We start from the raw sequence: 24,616 nt of genomic DNA on the forward strand, positions 1-24,616 counted from the left end.
TGCCAGCCGGGGGCTGCGGCCTCAGAATAAGGTCCGCTCGCGAGAAGACGTGGAGGTGAGATGAGCCGGCCCAGCCAGACGATATACCTGGAGAAGACGAGCCCGCCGATGATGTTCAACGCCGGGGACGGCTTCCACTACGAGAAGCTGCCCGAGGGAACCCGCGTCATCTACGCCCCGGGGCCGCTGGAGCCGCTGCCCGACGAGAACGTCGCCATAGAGCGCGCGCTGCTCTCCCCGCTGGAGATGGAGCCTTTGCACGAGCTTCTGCACCCGGGGATGAAGCTCACCATCGCCTTCGACGACATCTCGCTGCCCCTGCCGCCGATGCAGCAGCCCGACATAAGGCAGCTCGTCATCGAGAAGGTGCTCGAGAAAGCCTACGCCAGGGGGGTCGAGGACATACACCTGATCGCGGCGCTGGGGCTCCACCGCAGGATGACCCGCAAGGAGCTCGAGCACTGCCTGGGCAAGAAGATAATGAGCGCCTTCTACCCCGAGAGGCTCTACAACTACGACGCCGAAGACCCTGAGGGCAACGTCCCGATAGGGAAGACCGAGAAGGGCGAGGAGGTCGTCGTGAGCCGCCGGGTCGCCGAGAGCGACCTGCTCGTCTACGTCAACATCAACTACATCCCGATGGACGGCGGGCACAAGTCGGTGCACACCGGGCTCTCGCCCTACGCCTCGATCCGCCACCACCACAACCCGGACACCCTGCATCACAGTCGCTCCCTGATGGATCCGCCCAACTCCGCGCTGCACGCTTCCGTCGCGCGGATGGGGCGCCTCTTCGAGGAGCACGTCAAGGTCTTCCACATCGAGACGACCCTCAACAACGCCGCCTTCCCGCCCGTCTTCGACTTCATGGAGAAGCCCGAGCACGAGTGGAGCCCCATCACGAAGGCCAACTTCCTCGCCAACCACGCCGCCACGAAGAGGCTGCCGAACGCGATCCCGCACCGCATCTTCCACTCCATAAAAGCCCCCCACCGCATGACGAGCATCCAGGCCGGGGCCACGGAGCCGGTGCACGAGAGGACCCTCGAGAACTGCCACCGCCAGCAGCTCGTCCCCGTCGAGGGACAGGCCGACGTGCTCTTGATGGGCATACCCTACCTCGGCCCGTACAACGTGAACTCCATCATGAACCCGCTGCTCGTCTTCAACATGCTCCTCGGCTACCTCTTCAACCTCTACAGGGGCAAGCCGCTGGTGCGAAAGGGCGGGGTCCTCATCGGCACCCACCCCATGCCGGAGCAGTTCCACAAGATCCACCACCCCTCCTACATAGACCTCTACAACGAGGCCTTCTCCGAGACCCACGACATCCGCGAGATCGCCCGCCGCTACGAGGAGAAGTACGCGACCGACCCCTGGTACCGCACGCTCTACCGCAACTCCTACGCCTACCACGGCGCCCACCCCTTCACCGTCCTCTACTGGGGCGCCCACGCCCTCGACCATCTGGGGGACGTGATCGTGGTCGGCGCGAACCCGAACGCCGCTTCCCGCATGGGCCTGAGGCGCGCGGACACCATCGCCGAGGCGCTCGAGATGGCGAAGGACACCGTCGGGCCGAGCCCCGAGATCACCTACATGCACCTGCCGCCGCTGTTCATGTGCGAGGTGAGCTGAGGGGCGGCGCTCTCACCGCCCCCTTTAGATGCGGCCTCTGTTATCATCCGATACCATCGGAGGGAGAGGAGGCCGTCCGGAACGGGGTTGCCGGAGAGCGTGCCGCTGACCTCTCCGGAGTCTTCTCCCCCTGCGGCCCATCCCCGGGGCGCTGGTCTGGCTCGCGCCGCGGAGGAGTGGAGCGCTGCTCGAGCTTTTACTCTAGGAGGAGAGATGCCGGAGACGCACGAGGTCTTCAACCAGGTCCCGCCCCTCGTGGACTACGACGCCTCCGACGACCCGGCGCTGCTCGAGGCGCTGCGGCGTGAGGGTGCAGGAGAAGCGGAGGCGGAGGTGCGCAAGCTGGGTCGGCTCGTCGGCTCGGCCCGCATCCAGGAGCTTACGCGCCTGGCGAGCGAGTACCCGCCGGTCCTTCACACCCACGACCGCTACGGCCACCGCATCGACGAGGTCGAGTACCACCCGGCGTGGCACGAGCTCATGCAGACGGCGGTCTCGCTCGGTCTCTCGGGAGGGCCGTGGCGCGACCCCGCCCCCCGCGCCCACCTCGTGCGCGCGGCGAAGTACCTGGTCTGGGCGACGCAGCCCGAGCAGGGCAACTGCTGCCCCGTGACGATGACCTACGCCGCCGTCCCGGCCCTGCGCTCCGAGCCGGAGCTCGCCGGACGCTTCGAGCCCCTCCTCACCTCCCCCGAGTACGAGTTCGGCCTCCGGCCCCCGGAGGAAAAACGCGGCCTCGTCTGTGGGATGGCGATGACCGAGAAGCAGGGCGGCTCCGACGTGCGGGCCAACACCACCCGCGCCGAGCCCGCGGGCGACGGGACCTACCGCCTGACCGGCCACAAGTGGTTCTGCTCGGCGCCGATGAGCGACGTCTTCCTCGTCCTGGCGCAGGCTCCGGGGGGACTCACCTGCTTCCTCCTGCCGCGCGTCCTGCCCGGCGGGGAGCGCAACCGCATGCACCTGCAGCGGCTCAAGGACAAGCTCGGCAACCGCTCCAACGCCTCCGCCGAGGTCGAGTACGACGGCGCGGTCGCCTGGCGCGTCGGGGAGGAGGGGCGCGGCGTGCGCACCATCATCGAGATGGTCAACGTGACCCGGATGGACTGCGTCATCGGCGCGGCGGGCGGGATGCGCTGGGGGTTGCACCAGGCCGTCCACCACGCCCGCCACCGCAGGGTGTTCGGCCGGCGCCTCGGCGAGCAGCCCCTGATGCGCAACGTGCTCGCCGACCTCGCCGTTGAGTCCGAGGCCGCGACCACGCTCGCTCTGCGGCTCGCCGGGTCGATGGACCGCGCGCTCGGCGGCGATGCCGCCGAGGCGGCGTTCGGGAGGCTCGCCACCCCCGTCTCCAAGTACTGGGTCACCAAGCGCTGGTCCGCCCACGCGGTCGAATGCCTGGAGTGCCTCGGGGGCAACGGCTACGTGGAGGAATCCGGGATGCCGCGCCTCTACCGCGAGTCGCCCCTCTACAGCATCTGGGAGGGCTCGGGCAACGTCGCCGCGCTCGACGTGCTGCGCGCCATGACCCGCGAGCCCGCGAGCGTCGAGGCGTTCTTCGCCGAGCTCGAGGCCGCCTCCGGCGCCGATCGCCGGCTGGACGGGGCCGTGCGCGCGCTGCGGCGCGAGCTCGCCCACCCGGAAGAGCTGGAGCTGCGCGCCCGGGGGCTCGTCGAGCGCATGGCGCTCGCGCTGCAGGGGGGCCTCCTCGTCCGGTACTCCCACCCGGCCGTCGCCGACGCATTCTGCGCCTCCCGGCTCGCCGGGGAATGGGGGCACGCCTTCGGCACCCTCCCGGCCGGTCTGGACCTCGACCCCATCCTGAGCCGCGCCCTTCCCGAGACCGCCGGGCCCGCGCGCTGAGCGAGACGATGGATTCTCACTATCTGGGAATCCACGTTGCGTGAGGCTGGCGCCCGGAGTAGCATGGTGGAGCAGTAAACCATCATGGGAGTCTCTCGGGGAAAGGAGTGAAGGCCGTGAAAGCCGTCGTATACAAAGGACCCTTCGAGGTCGCCGTAGAGAACGTGGAGGATCCGAAGATACAAGATGCGAACGATGTGATCGTCAGGATCACATCGACCTGCATCTGCGGCTCGGATCTGCACATGTACGAGGGTCGGACCGCGGCCGAGCCGGGGATAGTCTTCGGGCACGAGAACATGGGGATCATCGAGGAGGTCGGGCCCGGGGTCACCTCGCTGCAGGTCGGCGACCGGGTGGTGATGCCGTTCAACGTCGCCTGCGGGTTCTGCCGCAACTGCCAGCGGGGATACACCGGCTTCTGCCTGACGGTCAACCCCGACCCGGGCTTCGCCGGCGGGGCCTACGGGTACGTCGCGATGGGACCGTACATGGGCGGGCAGGCCGAGTACCTGCGGGTGCCCTTCGCGGACTTCAACTGCCTCAAGCTCCCGCCCGGCGACGAGCACGAGGCCGACTACGCGCTCCTCGCCGACATCTTCCCGACCGGATACCACGGCACCGAGCTCGCCGACGTGAAGCCCGGTGAGACGGTCGCGGTCTTCGGGGCCGGGCCGGTCGGCCTGATGGCGGCCTACAGCGCGATGATCCGCGGCGCCGATCGGGTCTTCGTCGTCGACCGGGTCAAGGAGCGGCTGGAGAAGGCCGAGCAGATAGGCTGCATCCCGGTCAACTTCGACGAGGTCGACCCGGTCGAGTACATCAAGGATCAGACGCCGGGCAACCGGCTCTCGACCCTCTCGGTCGACAACGAAGCCAACCGCGGGGTGGACAAGGGGATAGACGCCGTCGGGTACCAGGCTCACGCCCGCGGCGGCGAGCACGAGGAGCCGGCGGTGGTCCTGAACACCCTCATCGAGTGCGTCAGGCCCACCGGCGCGCTGGGCGTCCCCGGCCTCTACGTCCCCTCCGACCCGGGTGCGCCGGACGACGCCGCCAAGCGGGGTCAGCTTTTGGTCTCCATCGGGCGGATGTTCGAGAAGGGGCTGCGGATGGGCACCGGGCAGTGCAACGTCAAGCGCTACAACCATTACCTGCGCGATCTGATCACCTCGGGGCGCGCCGAGCCTTCGTTCGTGGTCTCTCACGAGGTGCCGCTGGAGGAGGCCCCCGACGCCTACCAGAAGTTCGACAAGCGCATCGACGGATACACCAAGGTCATCCTCAAGCCCGGCTCGTAGCCGACGCCGCGGAGCGCGTGAAGGGGGCGGCCCGTACGGGCCGCCCCCTCCTTCTGCTATCATTGGCTCTCGTGAAGGTGAGGCTCACGCGGGAGGTGAGAGACCTCGGCGGGAACGTCTACGCCGAGGGATCTCTCGTCGAGGTCAGGGCGGCCAGGGACGGCAAGCTCGAGGTCGTCGGCGCGCACTTCCTGCCCCTCTCCGACGAGGAGTGGGAGCCTTACCTGAGCGAAGAAGATCTCGGGCGGCTCCTCGGGGGCTAAGGTCTTGGCCTACACGGAGAGGGCGAGCGTGGTGAAGGTGCGCGAGGCGCTCGAGGAGCGGGGTGTGGAAGCGGAGCTCGTCGAGCTCGGGGAGACCGCGCGCAGCGCCCGCGAGGCCGCCGCCGCGCTCGGCCGCAGGGTCGAGCAGATCGTGAAGTCTCTGGTCTTCAGGGGGAAGAGAAGCGGTCGGCCCCTGCTCGTCCTCGCCGGTGGGGCGAACCGGGTGGACGAAGCGAAGGTCTCCGAGCTCTTCGGAGAAGAGCTCGAGAAGGCGGACGCCGACTTCGTGCGCGGGGAGACGGGCTTCTCCATCGGCGGTGTGCCGCCGGTCATCCCCGGTGGCCAGCCGCCGACCATCCTCGACGAGGATCTGCTCGAGGAGGACGAAGTATGGGCCGCGGCCGGACACACCCACGTGGTCTTCGGGGTACATCCCAAGGAGCTCCTCCGGATGACCGGCGCGAAGGCGGCCAGGATCAAATAACCCGCCCCCGCGGTGCGAAGTCTTTTACCCCACCCTTCGCTCCCGCCTGCTAACATCTCGCGGTATGGAGAAGGCTCCTGAGAACGGGCGGCCCGGCGCGCTGCGGGCCTGGCTCGCCTGGAAGAGGCGCAGCCGGGTGAACAAGACCATGTTCGTCGTCTCGCTCGCGGTCGCCTTCTTCGTGACGGCGGCGTTCGCCTGGGCCATGGCTTTCCCCGCTCCTGGGGACTTCGCCCGCTACCTCACGTTCTACTGGATCTGGGGGCTTTGTGCCGTGGGGATAATGACCGGGCTCGTCGAGTACAGGACGCGACCGGTGCGCCGGGGCGGAAACTCCTGGGGCGAGCTGTTCATCATCTTCTACCTGGGGGCGCTCCTCATCGCCACCCGCGCCATAAACCTCTTCCTGTTCCACGGCTAGCTCCCTTATACTCTCCTTCGGCCGGTCGTCCCGAGCGGGAAGGAGAAGACGATGATGCTCGAGGGTAAGGTCGCCGTGATCACCGGGGCCGGGAGCGGCATAGGGCGGGCCACCGCGCACAAGTTCGCCGCCGAGGGCGCGAAGGTCGTCGTCGCCGAGCTGGACGAGGAGAGGGGGGAGGCCGCGGCTCGCGACGTGCGGGAGTCCGGCGGCGAGGCCCTCTTCGTTCGCACGGACGTCTCGGAGTTCGACCAGGTCGAGGCCGCCGTCGAGCGGGCGGTAGAGGAGTACGGGACGCTGGACGTCATGTTCAACAACGCCGGCATCGGGCACTACGCCCCGCTTCTGGAGCACGAGCCCGAGCACTACGACCGGGTGGTGAAGGTCAACCAGTACGGCGTCTACCACGGCATCCTCGCCGCCGGCAGGAAGATGGCCGAGCTGGAGAACCCCGGCGTGATCATCAACACCGCCTCCGTCTACGCGTTCCTCGCCTCTCCCGGCGTGATCGGCTACCACGCCTCCAAGGGCGCGATAAAGATGATGACCCAGGCCGCCGCGCTCGAGCTCGCCCGCTACGGCATACGGGTCGTCGCGATCGCCCCGGGCGGGGTGGACACCCCGATCATCCAGGGATACAAGGACATGGGGCTGGACGAAGAGCTCGCCCGCGGCCAGATGCGCCGCAGGCTCCAGACCCCCGAGCAGATCGCCGACGCCGTCGCCCTGCTCGCCACCGACGAGGCCGACGCGATAAACGGCTCGGTGGTGATGGTCGACGACGGCTACGCGGAGTTCAAGTAGCTTCGATCTCGACCACGGTCTCCCCGGAGCGCTCCCCGAGCGACACGAGGAGCCTCCCGTCCCCGGTTCGGAACTCCTGCTCCTCGCCGTCCACCCTGACCTCGCGTACCTCCCCTGCGCCACGCACGTCGAGGAGCACCTCCCGCGGTCCCGGCTCGTAAGAGCCCTCGCGCTCCCCGAGCCGGACGGTCGTGCGCCCGCCGGCGCCCTCGCAGGAGATCCTCCGCCGGGCGTAGACGCCCTCCTCGTAGCCGAAGCCGTCGCCCTCGTCCTCGTAGAGCGTCGTCGAGCCCGATCCGTCGGCCGGGTGGATCAGAAGCGTCAGCGGGTCCTCCGGCGAGCGCTCGCCGGTGTGGCTGATCTCCGGCCCGAGCGGGAGGGGGTGGTTCGCCCTCACGTAGAGCGGCGGCTCGCCGAGCGGGGCGCGGGCGAGGATGTCGGCCGGTCCCTCGATGCGCTCGCCGCTCCAGAGGTGGAACCAGGTACCCTCCGGGAGGTAGACGTGACGGTGAGAGGCGCCGCGACGGGTGATGGGGGCGGCGAGCAGGGCGCTCCCGAGCATGAACTCGTCGTCGGTGGTACGGGTGCGCCCGTCCTCGGGGAACTCGAAGAAGAGCGGACGCAGGATCGGCGCGCCGGTGCGGTGGCACTCCTCGAAGAGCGAGTAGAGGTAGGGCAGCAGGCGGTAGCGCAGCTTGATCATCCTGCGGCACACCGATTCGTAGGGCTCGCCGAAGGCCCACGGTTCCTGCTCGCGGGTGCCCTTCGCAGAGTGGTTGCGGCAGAACGGCTGCAGCACGCCGAACTCGGTGAAGCGCGCGAGAAGCTCCCCGTCGCAGTCGTCGCCGAAGCCTCCGATATCCACCCCGGCCCAGGCGACCCCCGAGAGCCCCATGTTCTGCAGCTGGGGCATAGCCATCCACAGGTGCTCCCACCACGAGGAGTTGTCCCCGGTCCACTGCAGCGCGTCTCGCTGCACCCCGGCGTAGCCCGAGCGGGTGATCACGAACGGACGCTCCTCCGGGTGCAGCCTCAGGAGCCCCTCCCGTGTCGCCCGCGCCATCAGCATCCCGTAGGCGTTGTGGACCTCGCCGTGCTCTCTCGGATTCCCGTCCCCCGGGTGTACGACCTCGGGCGGCATCGTGGACTGGCGGGGGATGTTCAGCGAGGGCTCGTTCATGTCGCACCAGATGCCGGCGACCCCGGCGTCCACGAGCGCCCGGTGTTTCTCGCCCCACCACGCCCTGACCTCGGGGTCGGTGAAGTCCGGGAAGGCGCATACCCCCGGCCAGACGACGTTGCGGTATTCCTCGCCGTCGGGCGTGAGGCAGAAGAAGCCCTTCTCCCGGCCCTCGCGGTAGACCGGGTAGTCCCCGTCGACCTTCACGCCGGGGTCGACGATCGTGACGATGCGGAAGCCGTCCTCCGCCAGGTCTGAGATGAGCTTCTCAGGGGTGGGGAACTTCTCCTCGTCCCAGGTGAAGACCCTGAAGCCATCCATGTAGTCTATGTCCAGGTAGAGGACGTCGCAGGGGATGTCCCTCTCGCGGAACTCCCGCGCCACCTCGCGCAGCCTAATCTCGGGCTCGTAGCTCCAGCGGCTCTGCTGGTAGCCCAGAGCCCACAGCGGCGGCATCGGCGTCCTTCCGGTGAGCGCGGTGTAGCGCTCGACGACGTCGCGTGGCGCTGGTCCCGCGAGGACGTAATAGACGAGGTCGCCCCCGTCCGCCTCGTAGACTACGAGCCCCTCGTCCTCCTTCGCCAGGTCGAGGACGGAGCGGCGCGGGCTGTCCAGGAAGAGGCCGTAGGACCCCCCTCCCCGCATCGAGAGGTAGAACGGGATCGAAGAGTAGAGGTTGCTGAGCGCCGCGGTGTGCCCGAGCGGCGGGTCGACGTTCCAGAAGATCTGCCGCGAGCCGGTCTTCTCCAGGCCGCCGGTGCGCTCGCCGCAGCCGAAGAAGCGCTCTCCCTCCTCCCGCCGCTTGTACAGCCGGAGCCTGCCGTCCCGGAGGGTGCCCATCCCGAGCCTCGCGTCGTCCGCGGCGAAGGGTCTGCCCGAGTCATCGGCGAAGCCCACCCGCAGCGGGTCGAGCGAGACGTGCGCCTCGATGTCCCCGGCGCGCAGGACGATCCCGCCTTCCGACTCCCGCAGTTCGGTGGCCGGTGGATCGCACGCTCCCTCCACGACGGCCCAGGAGCCGTACTCCACCGGGTGTCCCCCCGGGAACATCCCGACCCGGAAGATGCCGGGGGCGGGCGCGGACACCTCCACCGTCGTATCTCCGCACCGCAGCCGTACGCCGCCCTTCGGGCTATCCGTTACTTCCGCCCGCCCCAGCGGGCGATAGCCCTCCTCGAAGGGCGTCGTGAACCTCTCCGGTTCCTCGAACAAGTCTCCTCCTCTCAGAAATCCACGTCGCGGCCGAGGTTTTGCTCCAGCGCCCGGTCGTAGACCAGTCGGGCCGTCGCGACGTCCTCGAGCGCTATCCCCTGGCTGACGAAGAGCGTTACGTCCTCCGGGCCACGCCGGCCCCGGATGCGTCCGGCGACGACCTCCGAGAGCTCGTGCACGGCCTCCGGGAAGAGGACGCCGGTGTCCAGCGAGGGAAGGAGGCTCCCGGCTTCGAGTCCGATCTCCTCGCGGGAGTCTATGCACACCAGGCTCGAGCGACGGACCGTGTCGCGGTCGATCTCGCTCTTGTACAGGAAGTTCGAGCCGGCGGCGTTGACGTGGGATCCGGGGGAGAGCCACTCGCCGCGCAGCACCGGCTCGCGGGAGGAGGTGATCATGACCACGATGTCCTGAGCGGCGGGCTCCTCGACGGAGGAGGTCGGCTCGACCTCGAGGCCCGTCCTCTCGCTCATCCTCTCGGCGAACGCCCGGCGCGACTCCCCGGTTCTGCTGTAGACGACCACGCGCTCCAGATCACGCACGCAGGCTATCGCCTCGAGCTGGGCCTCGGCCTGCCAGCCCGCCCCGTAGATGCCGAGCGTCCTGGCGTCCGGCCGGGCGAGGTGCCGGGTGGCCACCGCGCTCGCCGCGCCGGTGCGCATCTGCCCCAGCCGGTCGGCCTGGACGATCGCGAGCAGCTCGCCGGTCGAGGCGTCGAAGAGCATCACGTAGAAGCGTGCCCCGGAGCGCGAGATCGAGTAGGCCTTCAGGCCCATCGACCCCATCTCGGGTGCGCCGGCGAACATCACGTTCAGGCCGCTCGAGGGCGTCATCACCCGGCGGCGGGCGTGGTTCGTCGCCAGGCCCTCGGCCTGCTGCCGGAAGGCCTGCTCGACGGACTCTATCACGCTCGGGAAGTCGAGCACGCTCTCGACGTCGGATTCGGTGAGGAGCAGGGTCAAAGCGCCCCTCCTTCCCCACCTGCTAAAATTCTCCTGGCGATGCGGGTTCTCGTCCTGGACAACTACGACTCCTTTACCTACAACCTCGTGCAGTACCTCGGCGAGCTGGGCGCAGGCGAGGTGGTCGTCCGCCGCAACGACGAGATCTCACCCCGCGAAGCCCTGGCCCTCCATCCGGATAGGATAGTAGTCTCGCCGGGACCGTGCACGCCGGACGATGCCGGGATCTCCGTCGATCTCGTGCGGGAGGCGGCCGGCGAGGGCGTGCCGCTGCTCGGGGTCTGCCTCGGACACCAGGCGATAGGCCGGGCGTTCGGGGCAGAGGTCGTCCGGGGCGAGCCGGTGCACGGCAAGACCTCGCGCATCCTGCACGACGGTGAGGGGGTCTACCGGGGGCTCGAACAGGGTTTCACCGCGACCCGCTACCACTCGCTCGTCATCGAGCCCTCCTCGGTGCCGGAGTGTCTCATGGTGACCTCGCGCACGGAGGACGGCGTGATCATGGGGGTGCGCCACCGGGGATCCCCCGTGGAGGGTGTCCAGTTCCACCCCGAGAGCGTGCTCACCGGGAACGGCAGAAGACTCCTCTCGAACTTCCTGTTGGACGATTAGTGCTTCGCGAGACGTTGCGCACCCTGGCATCCGGCGGCACCCTCTCCGAGGGGGAGGCCGAGCGGGCGCTCGAGACGGTGATGGAGGGGGTGGCCTCCGAGGCGGCGACCGCGGCGCTCCTCACAGCGCTCAGGCTGCGGGGGGAGACGGTCGACGAGATCGTGGGCTTCGCCCGGGCGATGCGCCGTTTCGCCCAGAAGGTTGAGGCTCCACCGGAGGTGGTGGACACCTGCGGGACGGGCGGGGACGCGAAGGGCACGATCAACGTCTCCACCGCGGCGGCTTTCGTCGCGCGCGGCGCGGGGGTGAAGGTCGCCAAGCACGGCAACCGGGCCGCGACCAGCCGCTCGGGCTCGGCCGACGTGCTGGAGGCTCTGGGGGCGGAGATAGAGCTCTCCCCGGGGCAGGTCTCGCGCTGCATCGCCGAGACCGGCATCGGGTTCATGTTCGCCCGCACCCACCACCCGGCGATGCGATACGTGGCCCCGGTGCGCTCGGAGCTGCCGTTCCGCACGGTCTTCAACCTGCTCGGCCCGCTGACCAACCCGGCCGGGGCGAGGCGTCAGCTCGTCGGGGTCTTCAGCCGCGAATACCTGAGGCCGGTCGCCGAGGCGCTGCTCCGGCTCGGGGCCGAGCGGGCGCTGGTGGTGCACGGCTCGGACGGGATGGACGAGATCACGCTGTGCGGAGAGACGTTCGTCGCCGAGGTCGGAGATGACGGGATAAGGGAGTACGAGATCTCGCCGGAGGACTTCGGGATGGAGGTGCGTGGGCCCGACGCCCTTTTGGGCGGCGACGCCCACCTGAACGCCCGCATCCTGCGCGACGTGCTCTCGGGCGAGGAGAGGGGGGCGGCGCGCGAGGTGATCCTGCTCAACGCCGGCGCCGCTATATACGTCGCCGGGCTCTGTCCGGATCTCGCCTCCGGGGTTCGCCTCGCGGCCAAGTCGGTCGACGGAGGGGAGGCGCTCGCGGCGCTCGAGAGCTTCGTGCGCACGACCCGCCGCCTCGCCGGGGGTGTCCTGTGAGGGGTAGCGTCCCGAGCATACTCGAAGCCCTCGCGGAGGTGGCGCGCGAGCGTGCCGCGCAGCTCAGGAGGAGCGCGGACCTGGACATCCTCTACGAGGAGGCGCTGCGCTTCGAGAAGAGGCCCTTCGCCGCCGCGCTCGAGGCCCCCGGCGTCTCGGTGATAGCCGAGGTCAAACGGGCCTCGCCCTCTGCCGGGGACATCCGGGAGCTCGACCCGGCCGGGTGGGCGGAGCGCTACGAGCTGGAGGGGGCGAGATGCCTCTCGGTGCTCACCGAGCCTTCGAGGTTCCGGGGTTCGATGCTCGACCTGGACGCCGCACGCGAGAGGACGGCCCTGCCGGTTTTGCGCAAGGACTTCACGGTGGACGAGGCGCAGGTCATAGAGGCGGCGACCCGCGCGGATGCGGTGCTCCTCATCGTCGCGCTCTTCAAGGACGCGAAGACGCTCTCGCGTTACGTCTCGCTCGCCGGGGAGCTCGGCCTCGCCGCGCTCGTCGAGGTGCACGACGAGCGGGAGGCCTCTCTCGCGCTCGAGGCCGGGGCCGGGATCGTAGGGGTCAACAACCGCGACCTCAGGGACTTCTCGGTGGATCTCGCGACGACCGAGAGGCTCGCCCCGCTGCTCGGGGACGTCGTGCTGGTCGCCGAGAGCGGGGTGAGAGAGGTCGCCGACGCCCGCCGGCTGCGCGACGCCGGGGCGGACGCGGTGCTCGTCGGCGAGGCGGCGGTGCGCGACCCTTCTCTGGTCCGCAGGATCTCCTCGATGCCGTGGTAGGCGAGGGGCCGCACCCAGGCTTCGTCCACCGCTTCATCGGCGGGAGGGGCGGATCCGGCGTGACGCTGCTCCTGCTGCACGGCACCGGGGGGGACGAGAGCGACCTGATCCCGCTCGGCAGAGAGCTCGCGCCCGGCGCCGCCCTGCTCTCGGTACGGGGGAAGGTGCTCGAGAACGGCCTGCCGCGCTTCTTCCGGAGGCTCGCCGAGGGGGTCTTCGACCAGGAGGATCTTCGCCTGCGCACGCGCGAGCTCGCCGTCTTCGTCGGGGAGGCCTCCCGGGAGTACGGCTTCGACCCTTCCCGGGTCGTCGCCGTCGGCTACTCTAACGGGGCGAACGTCGCCGCGAGCGTCATGTTGAGATGCCCGCAGACCCTGCGCGCCGCGGTGCTGCTGCGCGCGATGGTCCCCTTCGAGCCGCGGGAGTTGCCGGACCTCTCCGGCAGGAGCGTCTTCCTCTCCGCCGGCAGGTTCGACCCGATGATCCCGCGCGAGAGCGCCTCCCGGCTCGCGGAGATCCTGCGGGCGGCTGGGGCGGAGGTGGAGCTGCGCTGGCAGGAGGCCGGGCACGGGCTTACTCGCGCCGAGATCGAGGAGGCCGGGGTGTGGCTGCGCGATGGGGTAATATCCCGTATCGAGGACGAGCGAGAGGGGTGAGCGGGATGCAGCTGGGCGGGATACACCACGTGACGGCGGTCACGGCGAACGCCTCCGGGAACGTCGCTTTCTACACCGGCGTTCTCGGGATGCGGCTCGTCAAGAAGACCGTCAACCAGGACGACGTCTCGGCGTACCACCTGTTCTACGCCGACGAGATCGGACGCCCCGGCACCGAGATGACGTTCTTCGACTGGTCCTTCGCCGCCCCGCACCGGCCCGGAGCGGGCCTCGTCTCGGCGACGGCCTTCCGGGTCTCGGGACGGGAGGCGCTCGGGTGGTGGGCCGAACGCCTCGAGGAGCATGGCATCTCTTCCGGTGAGGTGCGCGAGCGGGAGGGACGGGCGGTGCTCCCGTTCACCGACCCCGAGGGGCAGAGCCTGGAGCTGGTCGACGATACCGGTGGCGGCGCCGAGCCCGGCGTGCCGTGGGAGAAGAGCCCGGTGGAGGCCTCGCGCGGCATCCGGGGGATCGAAGGGGTGAGCCTCGCGCTCTCTGAGCTCGGGCCGACGCTGGAGGTGATGACCCGGGTCATGGGTTTCCGCAGGGCGGCGGAGTACACGGAGGACTCTCACCGGGTGGTGACGCTCGAGGTCGGTCCCGGAGGGCCGGGGACTGAGGTGCGGCTGGTCGAACGCCCCGATCTCGCGCGCCACCGCAGGGTGGGTGCTGGTGGCGTGCACCACGTGGCCTTCCGGGCTTCGGACGAGGGAGAGCACGCCGCCTGGCGCGAGAGGCTCGCACGGGCGGGCCTGGGGGTCACCCCGGTCATAGACCGCTACTACTTCCGTTCGATCTACTTCCGCGAGCCCGGCGGGGTCCTCTTCGAGATCGCGACCGACGGCCCCGGCTTCGCGGTGGACGAGGACCAGGATCACCTGGGAGAGAACCTCTCGCTCCCTCCGTTCCTGGAGCCTCATCGCCGGGAGATAGAGGCAGGGCTCGTCCCGCTCGAGACCGCAGTTCGGAAGGGTGCCTCCTGAGATGGTCCTGGTGAAGATCTGCGGGATCACCAACGTGGAGGACGCGCTGGCCGCCGCCGGAGCGGGCGCGGACGCCGTCGGGTTCGTCTTCGCCGAGAGCCCGCGACGCGTCGGGGTGGAACGGGCGCGGGAGATCTCCTCCGCGCTGCCCGGCGGCATCCTGAAGGTCGGGGTCTTCGTGAACGAGGAGCCGGGGAGGATCCTCGAGATCGCGGAATCGGTCGGGCTCGACCTCGCGCAGCTCCACGGCGACGAAGGGCCCGGGGAGATCCAGGAGCTCCGCCGGGGCGGCCTCGGCGTGATGAAGGCCATCCGGGTGCGCGACGCCGCCTCCCTCGCGGTGATGAACTCCTGCCCGGCCGACTTCTTCCTGCTCGACGCGTACGACGGTGCGGCGAGGGGGGGAACCGGGAGGACGTTCGACTGGGAGGTGGCCAACGAGGTGAGGGGCTGTGCTAACATCTTCGTCTCAGGGGGGCTCTCGCCGGAGAACGTGCGGGAGGCGGTCGAGCTCTTCCGCCCGTACGGCGTGGACGCCTCGAGCTCACTCGAGGAGAGGCCCGGCAAGAAGAGTGGTGAGCGCATCCGGAGGTTCGTAGGTGCAGCAAAAGGCTGGCGGTGAAGAGGTGAGGGCCGGGTACTTCGGCCCCTACGGCGGCAGGTACGTGCCGGAGACGCTCATCCATGCGCTGGAGGAGCTCGAGGAGGCCTACGAGCGCTACAGGACCGACCCCGAGTTCGTGGAGGAGCTCGACTCCCTCTCCCGGGACTTCGTCGGCCGGCCGACGCCGCTGATGTTCGCCGCCCGGCTCACCAGGGCGTGGGGCGGGGCGAACGTGTGGTTCAAACGCGAGGATCTGGCGCACACCGGGGCGCACAAGATCAACAACGCCCTCGGTCAGATCCTGCTCGCCGACCGGATGGGCAAGAGGAGGATCATCGCGGAGACCGGGGCGGGCCAGCACGGGGTGGCGACGGCGACGGTGGCGGCCATGTACGGCAAGGAGTGCGTCGTCTACATGGGCGAGAAGGACACCGTCCGCCAGCGGCTCAACGTGGTGCGGATGGAGCTTCTGGGGGCGAAGGTCGCGCCGGTCGGGAGCGGGTCGAAGACGCTCAAGGACGCGGTGAACGAGGCGATAAGGGACTGGGTCACGAACGTCGAGGACACCCACTACATCATCGGGAGCGTGGTGGGGCCGGCCCCCTACCCCAGGATCGTGCGCGACTTCCAGGCGGTCATAGGGCGCGAGATAGAGGTGCAGTCGCGCGAGCGCTTCGGATCGGACCCGGACGCTATCGTGGCCTGCGTCGGGGCGGGCTCGAACGCGATCGGTGCGTTCTACCCGTTCATCGGGCGCGAGAACGTGCGGCTCATAGGCGTCGAAGCGGGCGGACGCGGCCTCGCTTCGGGGGAGCACGGGGCTTCGCTGGCCGAGGGGCGGCTCGGGGTGCTGCACGGCGCGAAGAGCTACGTGCTGCAGACCGGGGACGGGCAGGTGCGCGAGGCGCACTCGGTCTCGGCCGGTCTCGACTACCCGGCGACCGGACCCGAGCACGCCTACCTCAAGGACGAGGGTCTCGCCGAGTACGTGAGCGCGACCGACGAGGAGGCGCTCGCCGCCTTCGAGCTGTGCTCGAGGGCGGAGGGGATAATCCCAGCCCTGGAGACGGCGCACGCGATACATTACGCCGAGAAGGTGGCGAAGGAGCTCGGACCGGGGAAGAACCTGGTCGTGAACCTCTCGGGCCGCGGCGACAAGGACGTCGAGGAGGCGGCCAAGGCCCTCGCGGAGCGCGATGGACGGTAGCGGGAAGATAAGGGAGGCCTTCAGGAAGGGCAGGACGGCGCTCATCCCCTACCTGACGGCCGGGTTCCCGACGCTCGAAGGGGCGCGGGAGGTCGGCGAGGCGTACGTCGAGGCCGGGGCGGACATCGTCGAGATCGGGGTGCCCTTCTCCGACCCGCTCGCGGACGGGCCCGTGATACAGGGGACGACCGCCCGCGCGATCGAGGAGGGGGCGAACCTCGACTACTGCCTCGATCTGGCGCGCGGTCTCTCATCGCGCGTGCCGGTCGTGTTTTTGATCTACTACAACGTGATCTTCGCCCGGGGTGTGGGGCGTTTTCTGGAGGAGGCGGCGGACGCCGGGGTGGCGGGGCTCGTGGTCCCGGACCTGCCGGTGGACGAGTTCGGGGACTTCGGCAGGCTCGCTGCAGAGCGCGGGGTGGCGGTGTGTCCGCTCGCGGCCCCGACCTCGACGGATGAGCGTCTGGAGAAGATAGGCAGGGTCGCGACCGGGTTCGTCTACTGCGTCTCGGTCGCCGGTGTGACCGGCGAGCGGGAAGGACTCCCCGAAGGAGCGCTCGCGCTGGTACGGAGGGTGAAGGCGAAGAGCGGAGGTGCTCCCGTGGCGCTCGGGTTCGGGATCAGCTCCGCGGAGGCCGCGGCGGAGGCGGCCTCGGAGGCCGACGGGGTCATCATCGGGAGCCGGCTGATGCGGCTCGTCGAGGAGGGCGGGGCGCGCGTCGCCGGGGAGTGGCTGCGCGGGGTCCGGGAGGCTCTCGCGCCGGAGAGGGCGGGGGCCGGCGATTAGGCACTGGCTGAGCAAACGGAGGGAGTACTCCCGCAGCGCCCCCGAGACCGAGAGCGGGCTCGGGCAGATAAACGGCGTCTTCACCAAGTGCAGGGGGTGCAAGAAGCCCGTCTACGAGGAGGATCTCAAGAGCCGGTTCAACGTCTGCCCCAACTGCGACTATCACTATCCGATCTCTGCGCCGGAGAGGATAAAGCTGCTCGCCGACCCGGGTAGCTTCACGGAGATGGCCCGTGAGATGCGGGCGGAGAATCTGCTCTCCTTCGAGGGGTACGAGGGGCAGCTCGAGAAGGCGCGGGAGAAGAGCGGGCTCGGTGAGGCGATGGTCGCCGGGAGGGCCACGATCGGGGGCAATCCCGTGGCGCTCGCGGTGATGGACTTCAGGTTCATCGGGGGGTCGATGGGGAGCGTCGTCGGGGAGAAGGTCGCCCTGACGATGGAGGCGGCGCTGGAGGAGGACCTCCCGCTCATCATCGTCTCCTCTTCGGGGGGGGCCAGGATGCAGGAGGGGATCTACTCGCTGTTGCAGCTCGCGAAGACGAGCGTCGAGCTGGTCCGCTACACGCGGGAGCGCAAGAAGCCCTACGTCTCGGTCATCACCGACCCGACCTTCGGAGGGGTCACGGCCTCTTTCGCCACCGCGGCCGACGTGATCCTCGCCGAGCCCGGCGCCCGGGTGGGGTTCGCCGGGGCGCGGGTGATCGAGGGTGCGACCAAGGAGAGGCTGCCCGAGGGATTCCAGACCGCCGAGTTCCAGCGCGAACACGGGATGGTCGACAGGATCGTGCACCGGCTCGAGCTCAGGGAGGATGTGAGGCGTCTTCTGGAGCTTCTCGCATGATCCTCGATTTCGAACGCCCGATAAAGGAGCTCGAAGACCGCATCCTGGAGCTGCAGCGGCTCGCCGGGGAGAGCGAGGAGCTGCAGGGCGAGATCGCGAACCTGCAGCGGGCGCTCGAGACGGCGAGAAAACGCATCTACCTCAACCTCACCCCTTATCAGCGGGTCCAGATATCCCGCCACCCCGAGCGGCCGAACTTCCGGACCTACGTCGAGGCGCTGACGGAGGACTTCTACGAGCTCTCCGGAGACCGACACTACGGGGAGGACGTCGCGGTCTCGGGAGGCTTCGCCCGGCTGAAGGAAGGTGGGCGCCGGGTGGTCCTGGTCGGGAACGACAAGGGCAGGGACGTGAAGAGCCGGGTTCGGACCAACTTCGGGATGGCGCACCCGGAGGGATACCGCAAGCTCCGGCGGCTCTACGCGCTCGCCGCCAGGTTCGGGCTCCCGATCGTCTCGCTCGTGGACACGCCCGGGGCGTTCGCCGGGCGCGGGGCCGAGGAGAGGGGGCAGGCGTGGGCGATCTCGGAGGATCTTCTCGCGCTCGCCCGCTCGCCGGTGCCCGTCGTCTCGGTGATCACGGGCGAGGGAGGCTCGGGTGGCGCTCTCGCGATGTGCCTGGCGGACTACCTGGGGATACTCGAGAACTCTTACCTCTCGGTGATCGCCCCGGAGTCCTGCGCGTCGATCATCTTCCGGGACCCCTCTCGCGCCGAGGAGGCGGCGGAGGCGATGAGGATCACCGCGGAGGACCTCGCGGAGCACGGGATCGTGGACGAGGTGATCCCGGAACCCCTCGGAGGGGCCCACAAGGATCCTGCTCCGGTCGTCGAGGCGGTGGGGGGTGCGATCGGGCGGGCGCTGGAGAGGCTGGAGGGGACCGACCCCTCCGCGCTCTTCGAGATGCGCTACCGGCGCTACCGGGCGATCGGGGCCCCGAAGTCTCTCGAGGCCGGCAGGAACGGGCACCATACATCCCGCGGGCGCGGCTAGCGATGGCTGACCGCCCCGTCTCCGGGTTGCCCTGCGCCCTCGAGTACCGGGCAGAGATCGAACGCCGGATGGGGGGACGTCCACCGGCGGTCTTCCTCGACTACGATGGGACGCTCACCCCGATCGTCGAGAACCCCGAAGAGGCCGTGATCTCCGGGAGCATGCGGGAGGTGGTGCGCTCGCTCGCCCGGCGCTGTCAGGTCTGCGTCGTGAGCGGGCGCGACCGCAGAACCGTGCAGCGCCTGATGGGCCTCGAGGATCTCATCGTCGCCGGCAGCCACGGCTTCGACATCTGGAGCCCCGAGAGGGGCGAGATCGGCCACGAGGCTTCAGCCGGGTACGAGGGGTTGATCGGGGAGGTGGAGGGCAGGCTGCGCGAGGAGCTCAGGGGGATCGGGGGCGTCGTGATCGAACCCAAGCGGGCCTCCGTCGCGGTCCACTACCGGCACGTCGCGGCGGAAGGGCGTCCCCGGGTGCGGGAGGTGGTCGATGCTCTCCTCGCCTCGCGTCCCGGCGAGCTGAAGGTGACGCCGGGCAAGATGGTCTACGAGGTGCAGCCGAACCTGGAGTGGGACAAAGGGCGGGCGGTGCTGTACCTGATCCAAACCCTCGGCCTCGAGGATGACTTCCCCATCTACCTGGGGGACGACGTGACGGACGAGGACGCCTTCCGGGCGCTCTCGGGGAGGGGAGTGGGGATCTACGTCGGGGAGCCGGACGATCCGGAGGCCGCGGGCAGGACGACCGCGGCGGACTACCTGCTGCGCTCGGTGGACGAGGTGGAAAGGTTCCTGGACTCGCTCGCCCGCTAGCGCGCCACCGCGCCGGCCTCTATCCCGGGCATCCCTTCACCCGCTGCGTCCTTCACCGAGCGCCATCTCCCAGAACCTCCGCTCCAGATCGGCCACCTCCAGGAAGAGGGTGACGGCCCGTTCGTCGGCCTCTCCGGTCGCGAGCGCCCGGTCGGCGGCCTCCTCGAGCGAGGCGACGAAGGCGGCGAACTCCGGGGTACTCCAGTGCTCGACGAACTCCCGGTACTCGCAGGCCCCGGGGGAAGCGCCCCGCCACGCCTCGAGATAGGCGCGTTCAATCGCCCAGAGCGCGGTGAGCGCGGCCGGGTAGGGCTCGTCGGCGAGGGCGCGCAGGAAGCGCAGGTAGGATTCGGTCGCGCGTTCGGGCCGGGCCGAGAGCGTGAGGTTCCTGCGGCGCGCCTGCTCCTCGAACCAACCCAGCTCCTCCTCCAGGGCGGCGATGCCGGACTCGAAGAGGTTTTGGTCCCGGCGCGGAGCGCCCGGGAGGAGGCGGCGGAGAAGACCGAGCTCCTCCTCGACGAACATGCGGTCCTGAACGAGCCACCGCTCGAACGCCCCTTCCGGCAGGGTGCCGTCCCTCACACCTTCGAGGAAGGGGTGGCGGGTCGCGCCCTCCCACGCTCTGCTGTGGTTCCCGATGAGATCGCCCGCTTTCATGTCCGTCCTCCTGCGGTCTTCGCCTCTCGCCCGGTCTGGACTATCGAGATCGGTGTGTTCCCCGAGGGCGTTATCCGGAAGGCCCTCACGTCGGGATCCGTATCCGCGAGGGAGACGATCACGTGCGCCACGTCCGGGTAGAGCGCGAGCCGGCGGTCGCGGGGGGAGGGAGCGGCGGGGGTTCTCGGGTGGGAGTGGTAGGTCCCGAGGAGCTCGAGCCCCAACCGCCGGACCTCGCGCATCGCCGCGAGTTGTGCCTCCGGCTCCATCTCGAACCGTGTCTCGGGGGTGAGGGAGACGTTCGGGATCGGATAGAGCCGCATCACCCTGCCCGCTTGCCCGGCGAGCAGGCCGCAGACCTCGCGCGGGGCGTGCCCGCGGGCTTCTTCGAGGATCTCACGCAGGATGTTCTCCGGCACCACGAGCTTCATCGCTGCCCCTCGAAACGCAGCGGGGAGAAGGGGGAGAGGTCGACCGCGGGTTGCTCCCCGAGCGCGAGAGCCGAGACCGCATCTCCGGTGATGGGGGCGAGGAGGACCCCGTTGCGGTAGTGCCCGGTGGCGATGAGGAGCCCCTCGGGGTCTCCCGCAGGCCCGATCAACGGCCTTCCGTCGGGGGTTCCGGGCCGGAGCCCTCCCCACGCTCCGGCGAATGGGCTTCGGGCGAGGTGCGGGAGCAACCCGATGGCGGCCCCGGAGAGGCCGGCGACACCGCCGAGCGTGGGGCGGCGGTCGTGCGTGCCCGGCTCTTCGGTCGCCCCCACGATCACGCGGCCGTCCCGCTTGGGGACCAGGTAGCATTCCTCGTCCCACACGTTGGAGGTGATGGGCGGAGTGGTGGTCTCGACGGAGAGGATCTGCCCTTTCACCGGCGCCACCGGGAGGCGTATGCCAAGGTGTCTGGCCAGCGTACCGCTCGCCACCCCTCCGCAGACGACGACGCTCCCCGCTGCGATCTTCCTCCGGGCCGTTCGGACACCGGCGATCCTGTTTCTCTGGCGTATCAGCCCCGAGGCGGGCTCTCCCTCGGAGACCTCGGCTCTGTTGCGGGCCGCCGCGAGCGCGAGAGCGCGCACGAGCCTGGGGGAGTTCACCTGTCCGTCCTCCGGGAGGTAGAGGGCGCCGGAGATTCCGGCGGAGAGCGCGGGCTCGAGCTCGCGCACCTCTGCTCCGTCCAGCCACCGGGCGGAGAGCCCCGCTTCTCTCTGCCAGCGAAGCGCCTCGGAGAGATCTTCGGCGTGCGCCTCGGAGAGGGCGACCCGCAGCGTCCCCTCCCAGACGTACTCCGCGTCGAGACCCGTCACCTCGTACAGCTCGGCTCCGAGTTTGCGGTGCATCTTCCGGCTCTCGAGGAGCAGGTCGAGGAAGGAGTCCGGACCGCGGGCTTCGGCCTGAGCGGCGAGCATCCCGGCCGCCGCCCCGGAGGCCCCCGACCCGACCGTCTCCGCCTCGAGCAGGACGACTCTTGCCCCGCGCCGGGCGGCGTGGTAGGCGACGGAGCACCCGACCACGCCGCCCCCGACCACGACGACGTCGGCGGAGGGGTTCATCTCAGGAGCCGCTCCCGACCGGCACTCCCCGTGTCGGGCTCGAGGGAGCGGCGAGAGGTTTGGCCTCCATCCGTCCCGCGAGGTACGCCAGACGCCCGGCCTCCACCCCGCGGCGCATCGCTTCGGCCATGAGCGGGGGATCTCCGGCCCGGGCGATGGCGGTGTTGACCAGCACGGCGTCGGCGCCGAGCTCCATCGCGAGGGCGGCGTCGGAGGGGACGCCTATCCCGGCGTCCACTACGACCGGGACCGAGACCCGCTCGATTATGCGGCGGATGGAGGCCCAGTCGGGCATACCCTGCCCGCTGCCGATGGGGGAGGCCAGGGGCATCACGGTTGCCGCCCCGGCCTCCTCGAGCCGGAGGGCGGCGACGAGGTCCGGGCTGGTGTAGGGGAGCACGACGAAGCCCTCCTCCACGAGCACCTTCGTGGCCTCGACGGTCGCGGCGGTGTCGGGCCAGAGCGTGCTGGGCTCGCCCACGACCTCCAGCTTGAGCCAGTTGGTGCCGGTGGCCTCGCGGCCGAGGCGGGCGAGCTTGACCGCCTCGGCGACGGTCGTGGCCCCGGCGGTGTTCGGCAGCAGGCGGTAGCGGGAGGTGTCGATGTCCTGCAGGATCGGACGCTCCCCGGCGTCTATGTAGCGGACGGCGACGGTGACCAGCTCGGTGCCGGACCTCTCGAGCGCCTGTTTCATCGTCTCGGGGTCCGGGTACTTGCCGGTGCCGAGGAAGAGGCGCGAGGAGAGACGCTCCCCGGCGATCACGAGCTCGTCGCTCCCCCCTGCGACGGCGTGGACGAGCTCGACCTCGTCGCCCTCCCGCAGACGCCGGCTCTTCCATTCTTCGCGGTGCACGATCTCGCCGTCCACCGCGACGACGACGGACTCACCGGTGAGGCCCTTGCGGGCGAGCAGGGCTTCGATGGTCGGGTCTTCTTCTTCCATCTCGAAGGGCTTCTGGTTCACCGTGATCCTCATCGGGCTCCTTTCCTCTCGGGTTTCGGGAAGGGATGCCTCGGGGCGTGGGGGGAGGTCTCGAGCGTCTCTCTGATCTTCTCCGCGGTCGATCGGGGGTCTTCTGCGGCGAGGATTGCGGAGATCACCGCGATCCCAGAGGCGCCCGTCGCCGCGACCTCCCGCGCGTTGGATGCGTCTATCCCCCCGATGGCGAGGACCGGCACCTCCACGGCTTCTACGACCCGTGCGAGCTCCCGCACGCCACGTGGAGGGAGCCCTGGCTTGGAGGAGGTGGGGTAGACGTGCCCGAAGGTGAGGTAGTCTGCCGCCACCTCTGCTCTTTTCGCCTCCTCTACGCCGTGCACCGAGACGCCGAGCAGGAGTCTTCCCCCCACGACGCGCCGGGCGGCCTCCGGCGGGAGGCTCTTGGCGGCCAGATGGACTCCGTCGGCACCCGTCGCGAGCGCGACGTCGACCCGATCGTTGATGAGGAGGAGGGCGTCTGCCGCACGTACCGCTGGAGAGATGGCCAGCGCCGTTTCGTAGAGGAGAAGGGCCGGCCCTCCCTTCTCACGCAGCTGTACGGCGTCGATGCCGCCTTCGAGAGCGCCGACGACCGCGTCTCCCAGTGGGTGGGACGATCTTCTGCGGTCGGTTATGAGGTGTATCTGAAAGCGGCGTTCCAAATCTCGCTGCCTCCCTCGGCGGCGGTAAGAAATACCGCCGGCCGCTTTTCGGGGAGGCGCGGCGGCAGCGCCAGTTCCGCTGCCCCTATCCACGCTTCCCTCCGCCGGTACTGACCGGATCAGGTTCCAAGGGTATGCTCTCAGCCCCTGCGCGAGGCACCCCCAGCGTTCGAGGGGCAGTTTAGCACGAGCGGGCGGTTCTTGGCTGTGCATGGTGCATGCCTTAAAATTTATGCGATGCGTGAAGCGTCCTTCCCCCGCACGACTTCGGACGGCCGTGGTGCGCCCGGAGCGAAGACCGCTCCGGGCGGCCCGAGGGTCGTGGACGGGGCCATGGACGAGCCCGAGGGGAGGGCGCCACCGCACCACCCTCCACCCGTCTTCTGCGAGCGAGCACTTCTCTCTCGCTGACTTCCCGGCGCAGGGACGTCGCAGGATCCTGCGCCGCCCGGAGTGGATCTCTCGTGACGGAAGGAGGTGGTGGTGCGCTTTTCTCTCGTTACGCCGACCCTCGGCCGGGAGAAGGAACTCGAACGCCTGCTGGACTCTCTGCTCGAACAGAGCTTCGACGACTTCGAGATCATCCTCGTAGACCAGAACCCGGATGGGAGGCTGGATCCGCTGGTCTCCCGCTACCGGGATGTCCTGCACCTGCACCACCTGAGGTCGCCGCGCCGCGGCGCCTCGAGGGCCAGGAACACCGGGCTCGCCCGCTGCCGGGGTGAGATCGTCGCGTTCCCGGACGACGACTGCTGGTACCCGCGTGACCTTTTGGAGAGGGTGGACCGCTTCTTCACCCGGCACCCCGAAGTAGACGTCCTGTGCACCAGGCTCGTCGACGGACGGGGTGCCTCCTGCATCCTCGACTTCGATACCGAACCCGGTCCGATCGACCGCATCAACGTCTGGAGGCGCAGCATCGAGTCGACGATGTTCCTGCGCCGGGAGAGTACCCGCCGCCTCTGGTTCGACGAGAGCCTGGGCACCGGTTCCGGAACCCCGTGGGGCTCCGGGGAGGGAACGGACTACCTCTTGCAGCTCATGGATCGCGGTGCATCGTTGTATTACGACCCTGAGATCGCCGTCATGCACGACCCTCCGGTACCGCCTTTCGACGAGAGGGCGATGAGGCGCGCGTACACCTACGGGTGTGGGATGGGGAGGGTTCTGAAGAAGCACAAGTATCCCGCCGGGGCGAAGCTGCGGTTGCTGGGTGCACCGCTCGGGCAGGCGCTCCGCTCCGCGGCCGGCGCGAAGGGTGGTGCGGCCCGCTACCATCTGAGGGTCTTCGGCGGGCGGGCGAGGGGCCTGATGATGTAGAGGGCGAGCGCGGAAGCGCTCGC

The 24,616-nt window shown here is 69.6% G+C and carries 26 protein-coding genes and 1 riboswitch; of the genes, 19 read left to right on the forward strand and 7 right to left on the reverse strand.

Annotation, left to right across the window (positions count from 1 at the left end):
- Nucleotides 1-60: 60 nt before the first annotated feature.
- The 7 genes from larAH (at nt 61) to AC6EKW_RS05890 (ending at nt 6,774) form a co-directional block, all read left to right on the forward strand.
- Nucleotides 61-1,638 (forward strand): NPN-dependent hydroxyacid isomerase, LarAH14/15/16 family, encoded by a 1,578-nt coding sequence (gene larAH / locus AC6EKW_RS05860; RefSeq protein WP_498513905.1) that lies wholly within the window; start codon nt 61-63, stop codon nt 1,636-1,638.
- A gap of 213 nt (nt 1,639-1,851) precedes the next feature.
- Nucleotides 1,852-3,501 carry an acyl-CoA dehydrogenase family protein gene (locus AC6EKW_RS05865; protein WP_273888411.1) on the forward strand — a complete coding sequence of 550 codons (1,650 nt, stop codon included), beginning with the start codon at nt 1,852-1,854 and terminating at the stop codon, nt 3,499-3,501.
- A 116-nt stretch (nt 3,502-3,617) separates the two neighbouring features.
- Nucleotides 3,618-4,802: a glutathione-independent formaldehyde dehydrogenase gene (locus tag AC6EKW_RS05870; protein WP_273888412.1), complete on the forward strand. Its 1,185-nt coding sequence runs from the start codon at nt 3,618-3,620 to the stop codon at nt 4,800-4,802.
- 17 nt (nt 4,803-4,819) lie between these two features.
- Nucleotides 4,820-5,065, forward strand: coding sequence for a hypothetical protein (locus AC6EKW_RS05875; RefSeq protein WP_273888413.1), 246 nt, complete (start codon nt 4,820-4,822; stop codon nt 5,063-5,065).
- 4 nt (nt 5,066-5,069) lie between these two features.
- The gene (locus tag AC6EKW_RS05880; protein ID WP_273888414.1) at nt 5,070-5,549 is read left to right on the forward strand and encodes a YbaK/EbsC family protein; all 480 of its coding nucleotides are present in this window, start codon (nt 5,070-5,072) and stop codon (nt 5,547-5,549) included.
- Between the two features lie 64 nt (nt 5,550-5,613).
- Nucleotides 5,614-5,970, forward strand: a complete 357-nt coding sequence (locus AC6EKW_RS05885; RefSeq protein ID WP_273888415.1) for a hypothetical protein — start codon at nt 5,614-5,616, stop codon at nt 5,968-5,970.
- Between the two features lie 54 nt (nt 5,971-6,024).
- Nucleotides 6,025-6,774, forward strand: coding sequence for an SDR family NAD(P)-dependent oxidoreductase (locus tag AC6EKW_RS05890; RefSeq protein ID WP_420542066.1), 750 nt, complete (start codon nt 6,025-6,027; stop codon nt 6,772-6,774).
- Here AC6EKW_RS05890 and AC6EKW_RS05895 read toward each other — a convergent pair.
- Together AC6EKW_RS05895 and AC6EKW_RS05900 are read right to left on the reverse strand one after the other, a co-directional pair.
- Nucleotides 6,767-9,166 carry a glycoside hydrolase family 31 protein gene (locus AC6EKW_RS05895; RefSeq protein ID WP_498513906.1) on the reverse strand — a complete coding sequence of 800 codons (2,400 nt, stop codon included), beginning with the start codon at nt 9,164-9,166 and terminating at the stop codon, nt 6,767-6,769. The genes AC6EKW_RS05890 and AC6EKW_RS05895 overlap by 8 nt on opposite strands.
- Nucleotides 9,167-9,177: 11 nt before the next feature.
- Nucleotides 9,178-10,128: an ornithine cyclodeaminase family protein gene (locus tag AC6EKW_RS05900; protein ID WP_498513907.1), complete on the reverse strand. Its 951-nt coding sequence runs from the start codon at nt 10,126-10,128 to the stop codon at nt 9,178-9,180.
- 39 nt (nt 10,129-10,167) lie between these two features.
- Here AC6EKW_RS05900 and AC6EKW_RS05905 point away from each other — a divergent pair, with 39 nt between their 5' ends.
- From AC6EKW_RS05905 to otsB, 11 genes are read left to right on the forward strand one after another with little or no spacing between them, the layout of a single operon-like run.
- Entirely contained in the window at nt 10,168-10,740 is a 573-nt protein-coding gene (locus tag AC6EKW_RS05905; protein WP_273888419.1) for an anthranilate synthase component II, read from the forward strand.
- On the forward strand, nt 10,740-11,768 hold the full coding sequence (gene trpD / locus AC6EKW_RS05910; protein ID WP_420542064.1) for an anthranilate phosphoribosyltransferase: 1,029 nt from the start codon (nt 10,740-10,742) through the stop codon (nt 11,766-11,768). The genes AC6EKW_RS05905 and trpD overlap by 1 nt, the downstream gene beginning before the upstream one ends.
- Nucleotides 11,765-12,544, forward strand: coding sequence for an indole-3-glycerol phosphate synthase TrpC (locus AC6EKW_RS05915; protein ID WP_498513908.1), 780 nt, complete (start codon nt 11,765-11,767; stop codon nt 12,542-12,544). Before trpD ends, AC6EKW_RS05915 begins: the two co-directional genes overlap by 4 nt.
- Nucleotides 12,538-13,200 (forward strand): alpha/beta hydrolase, encoded by a 663-nt coding sequence (locus tag AC6EKW_RS05920; RefSeq protein ID WP_498513909.1) that lies wholly within the window; start codon nt 12,538-12,540, stop codon nt 13,198-13,200. Before AC6EKW_RS05915 ends, AC6EKW_RS05920 begins: the two co-directional genes overlap by 7 nt.
- A 5-nt stretch (nt 13,201-13,205) precedes the next feature.
- Nucleotides 13,206-14,183: a ring-cleaving dioxygenase gene (locus AC6EKW_RS05925; RefSeq protein ID WP_273888445.1), complete on the forward strand. Its 978-nt coding sequence runs from the start codon at nt 13,206-13,208 to the stop codon at nt 14,181-14,183.
- 1 nt (nt 14,184) lies between these two features.
- Nucleotides 14,185-14,805 (forward strand): phosphoribosylanthranilate isomerase, encoded by a 621-nt coding sequence (locus AC6EKW_RS05930; RefSeq protein ID WP_273888423.1) that lies wholly within the window; start codon nt 14,185-14,187, stop codon nt 14,803-14,805.
- Complete coding sequence (gene trpB, locus AC6EKW_RS05935; RefSeq protein ID WP_273888424.1) at nt 14,783-15,994, forward strand: tryptophan synthase subunit beta; 1,212 nt, start codon at nt 14,783-14,785, stop codon at nt 15,992-15,994. Before AC6EKW_RS05930 ends, trpB begins: the two co-directional genes overlap by 23 nt.
- Nucleotides 15,984-16,781, forward strand: a complete 798-nt coding sequence (gene trpA / locus AC6EKW_RS05940) for a tryptophan synthase subunit alpha (protein WP_498513910.1) — start codon at nt 15,984-15,986, stop codon at nt 16,779-16,781. Before trpB ends, trpA begins: the two co-directional genes overlap by 11 nt.
- A complete protein-coding gene (gene accD / locus AC6EKW_RS05945; RefSeq protein ID WP_420542067.1) occupies nt 16,777-17,622 on the forward strand; it encodes an acetyl-CoA carboxylase, carboxyltransferase subunit beta in 846 nt (281 codons plus the stop codon). Before trpA ends, accD begins: the two co-directional genes overlap by 5 nt.
- A complete protein-coding gene (locus AC6EKW_RS05950) occupies nt 17,619-18,614 on the forward strand; it encodes an acetyl-CoA carboxylase carboxyltransferase subunit alpha (RefSeq protein WP_273888426.1) in 996 nt (331 codons plus the stop codon). Before accD ends, AC6EKW_RS05950 begins: the two co-directional genes overlap by 4 nt.
- A gap of 2 nt (nt 18,615-18,616) precedes the next feature.
- Complete coding sequence (gene otsB / locus AC6EKW_RS05955) at nt 18,617-19,426, forward strand: trehalose-phosphatase (RefSeq protein ID WP_498513911.1); 810 nt, start codon at nt 18,617-18,619, stop codon at nt 19,424-19,426.
- Between the two features lie 36 nt (nt 19,427-19,462).
- Here the strand turns inward: otsB and AC6EKW_RS05960 are convergent, their stop codons facing one another.
- Genes AC6EKW_RS05960 through thiE form a run of 5 tightly spaced genes read right to left on the reverse strand, consistent with a single transcriptional unit; the run spans nt 19,463 to nt 23,273 of the window.
- Nucleotides 19,463-20,083 (reverse strand): TenA family protein, encoded by a 621-nt coding sequence (locus AC6EKW_RS05960; protein WP_498513912.1) that lies wholly within the window; start codon nt 20,081-20,083, stop codon nt 19,463-19,465.
- Nucleotides 20,080-20,514, reverse strand: coding sequence for a M67 family metallopeptidase (locus tag AC6EKW_RS05965; protein ID WP_498513913.1), 435 nt, complete (start codon nt 20,512-20,514; stop codon nt 20,080-20,082). The genes AC6EKW_RS05960 and AC6EKW_RS05965 overlap by 4 nt, the downstream gene beginning before the upstream one ends.
- A complete protein-coding gene (gene thiO, locus AC6EKW_RS05970) occupies nt 20,511-21,632 on the reverse strand; it encodes a glycine oxidase ThiO (RefSeq protein ID WP_498513914.1) in 1,122 nt (373 codons plus the stop codon). The genes AC6EKW_RS05965 and thiO overlap by 4 nt, the downstream gene beginning before the upstream one ends.
- A 1-nt stretch (nt 21,633) precedes the next feature.
- On the reverse strand, nt 21,634-22,608 hold the full coding sequence (gene thiS / locus AC6EKW_RS05975; protein ID WP_498513915.1) for a sulfur carrier protein ThiS: 975 nt from the start codon (nt 22,606-22,608) through the stop codon (nt 21,634-21,636).
- Complete coding sequence (thiE, locus tag AC6EKW_RS05980) at nt 22,605-23,273, reverse strand: thiamine phosphate synthase (RefSeq protein WP_498513916.1); 669 nt, start codon at nt 23,271-23,273, stop codon at nt 22,605-22,607. Before thiE ends, thiS begins: the two co-directional genes overlap by 4 nt.
- Nucleotides 23,274-23,352: 79 nt before the next feature.
- Nucleotides 23,353-23,447, reverse strand: a riboswitch (TPP riboswitch).
- A 309-nt stretch (nt 23,448-23,756) separates the two neighbouring features.
- Between thiE and AC6EKW_RS05985 the strand changes: the two genes are divergently transcribed.
- Entirely contained in the window at nt 23,757-24,593 is an 837-nt protein-coding gene (locus tag AC6EKW_RS05985) for a glycosyltransferase family 2 protein (protein WP_273888433.1), read from the forward strand.
- The last annotated feature ends 23 nt before the right edge of the window (nt 24,594-24,616 follow it).

The organism is Rubrobacter sp. M3-4, assembly GCF_059772285.1.

What these genes read in the sequence shown, in the direction of transcription:
- AC6EKW_RS05960 (WP_498513912.1), bottom strand. Translation starts at nt 20,083, where the DNA reads ATGAAAGCGGGCGATCTCATCGGGAACCACAGCAGAGCGTGGGAGGGC.
- thiS (WP_498513915.1), bottom strand. Translation starts at nt 22,608, where the DNA reads ATGAGGATCACGGTGAACCAGAAGCCCTTCGAGATGGAAGAAGAAGAC.
- AC6EKW_RS05965 (WP_498513913.1), bottom strand. Translation starts at nt 20,514, where the DNA reads ATGAAGCTCGTGGTGCCGGAGAACATCCTGCGTGAGATCCTCGAAGAA.
- thiO (WP_498513914.1), bottom strand. Translation starts at nt 21,632, where the DNA reads ATGAACCCCTCCGCCGACGTCGTCGTGGTCGGGGGCGGCGTGGTCGGG.
- larAH (WP_498513905.1), top strand. Translation starts at nt 61, where the DNA reads ATGAGCCGGCCCAGCCAGACGATATACCTGGAGAAGACGAGCCCGCCG.
- AC6EKW_RS05950 (WP_273888426.1), top strand. Translation starts at nt 17,619, where the DNA reads ATGATCCTCGATTTCGAACGCCCGATAAAGGAGCTCGAAGACCGCATC.
- AC6EKW_RS05925 (WP_273888445.1), top strand. Translation starts at nt 13,206, where the DNA reads ATGCAGCTGGGCGGGATACACCACGTGACGGCGGTCACGGCGAACGCC.
- AC6EKW_RS05930 (WP_273888423.1), top strand. Translation starts at nt 14,185, where the DNA reads ATGGTCCTGGTGAAGATCTGCGGGATCACCAACGTGGAGGACGCGCTG.
- trpA (WP_498513910.1), top strand. Translation starts at nt 15,984, where the DNA reads ATGGACGGTAGCGGGAAGATAAGGGAGGCCTTCAGGAAGGGCAGGACG.
- otsB (WP_498513911.1), top strand. Translation starts at nt 18,617, where the DNA reads ATGGCTGACCGCCCCGTCTCCGGGTTGCCCTGCGCCCTCGAGTACCGG.
- AC6EKW_RS05890 (WP_420542066.1), top strand. Translation starts at nt 6,025, where the DNA reads ATGCTCGAGGGTAAGGTCGCCGTGATCACCGGGGCCGGGAGCGGCATA.
- AC6EKW_RS05905 (WP_273888419.1), top strand. Translation starts at nt 10,168, where the DNA reads ATGCGGGTTCTCGTCCTGGACAACTACGACTCCTTTACCTACAACCTC.
- AC6EKW_RS05865 (WP_273888411.1), top strand. Translation starts at nt 1,852, where the DNA reads ATGCCGGAGACGCACGAGGTCTTCAACCAGGTCCCGCCCCTCGTGGAC.
- AC6EKW_RS05885 (WP_273888415.1), top strand. Translation starts at nt 5,614, where the DNA reads ATGGAGAAGGCTCCTGAGAACGGGCGGCCCGGCGCGCTGCGGGCCTGG.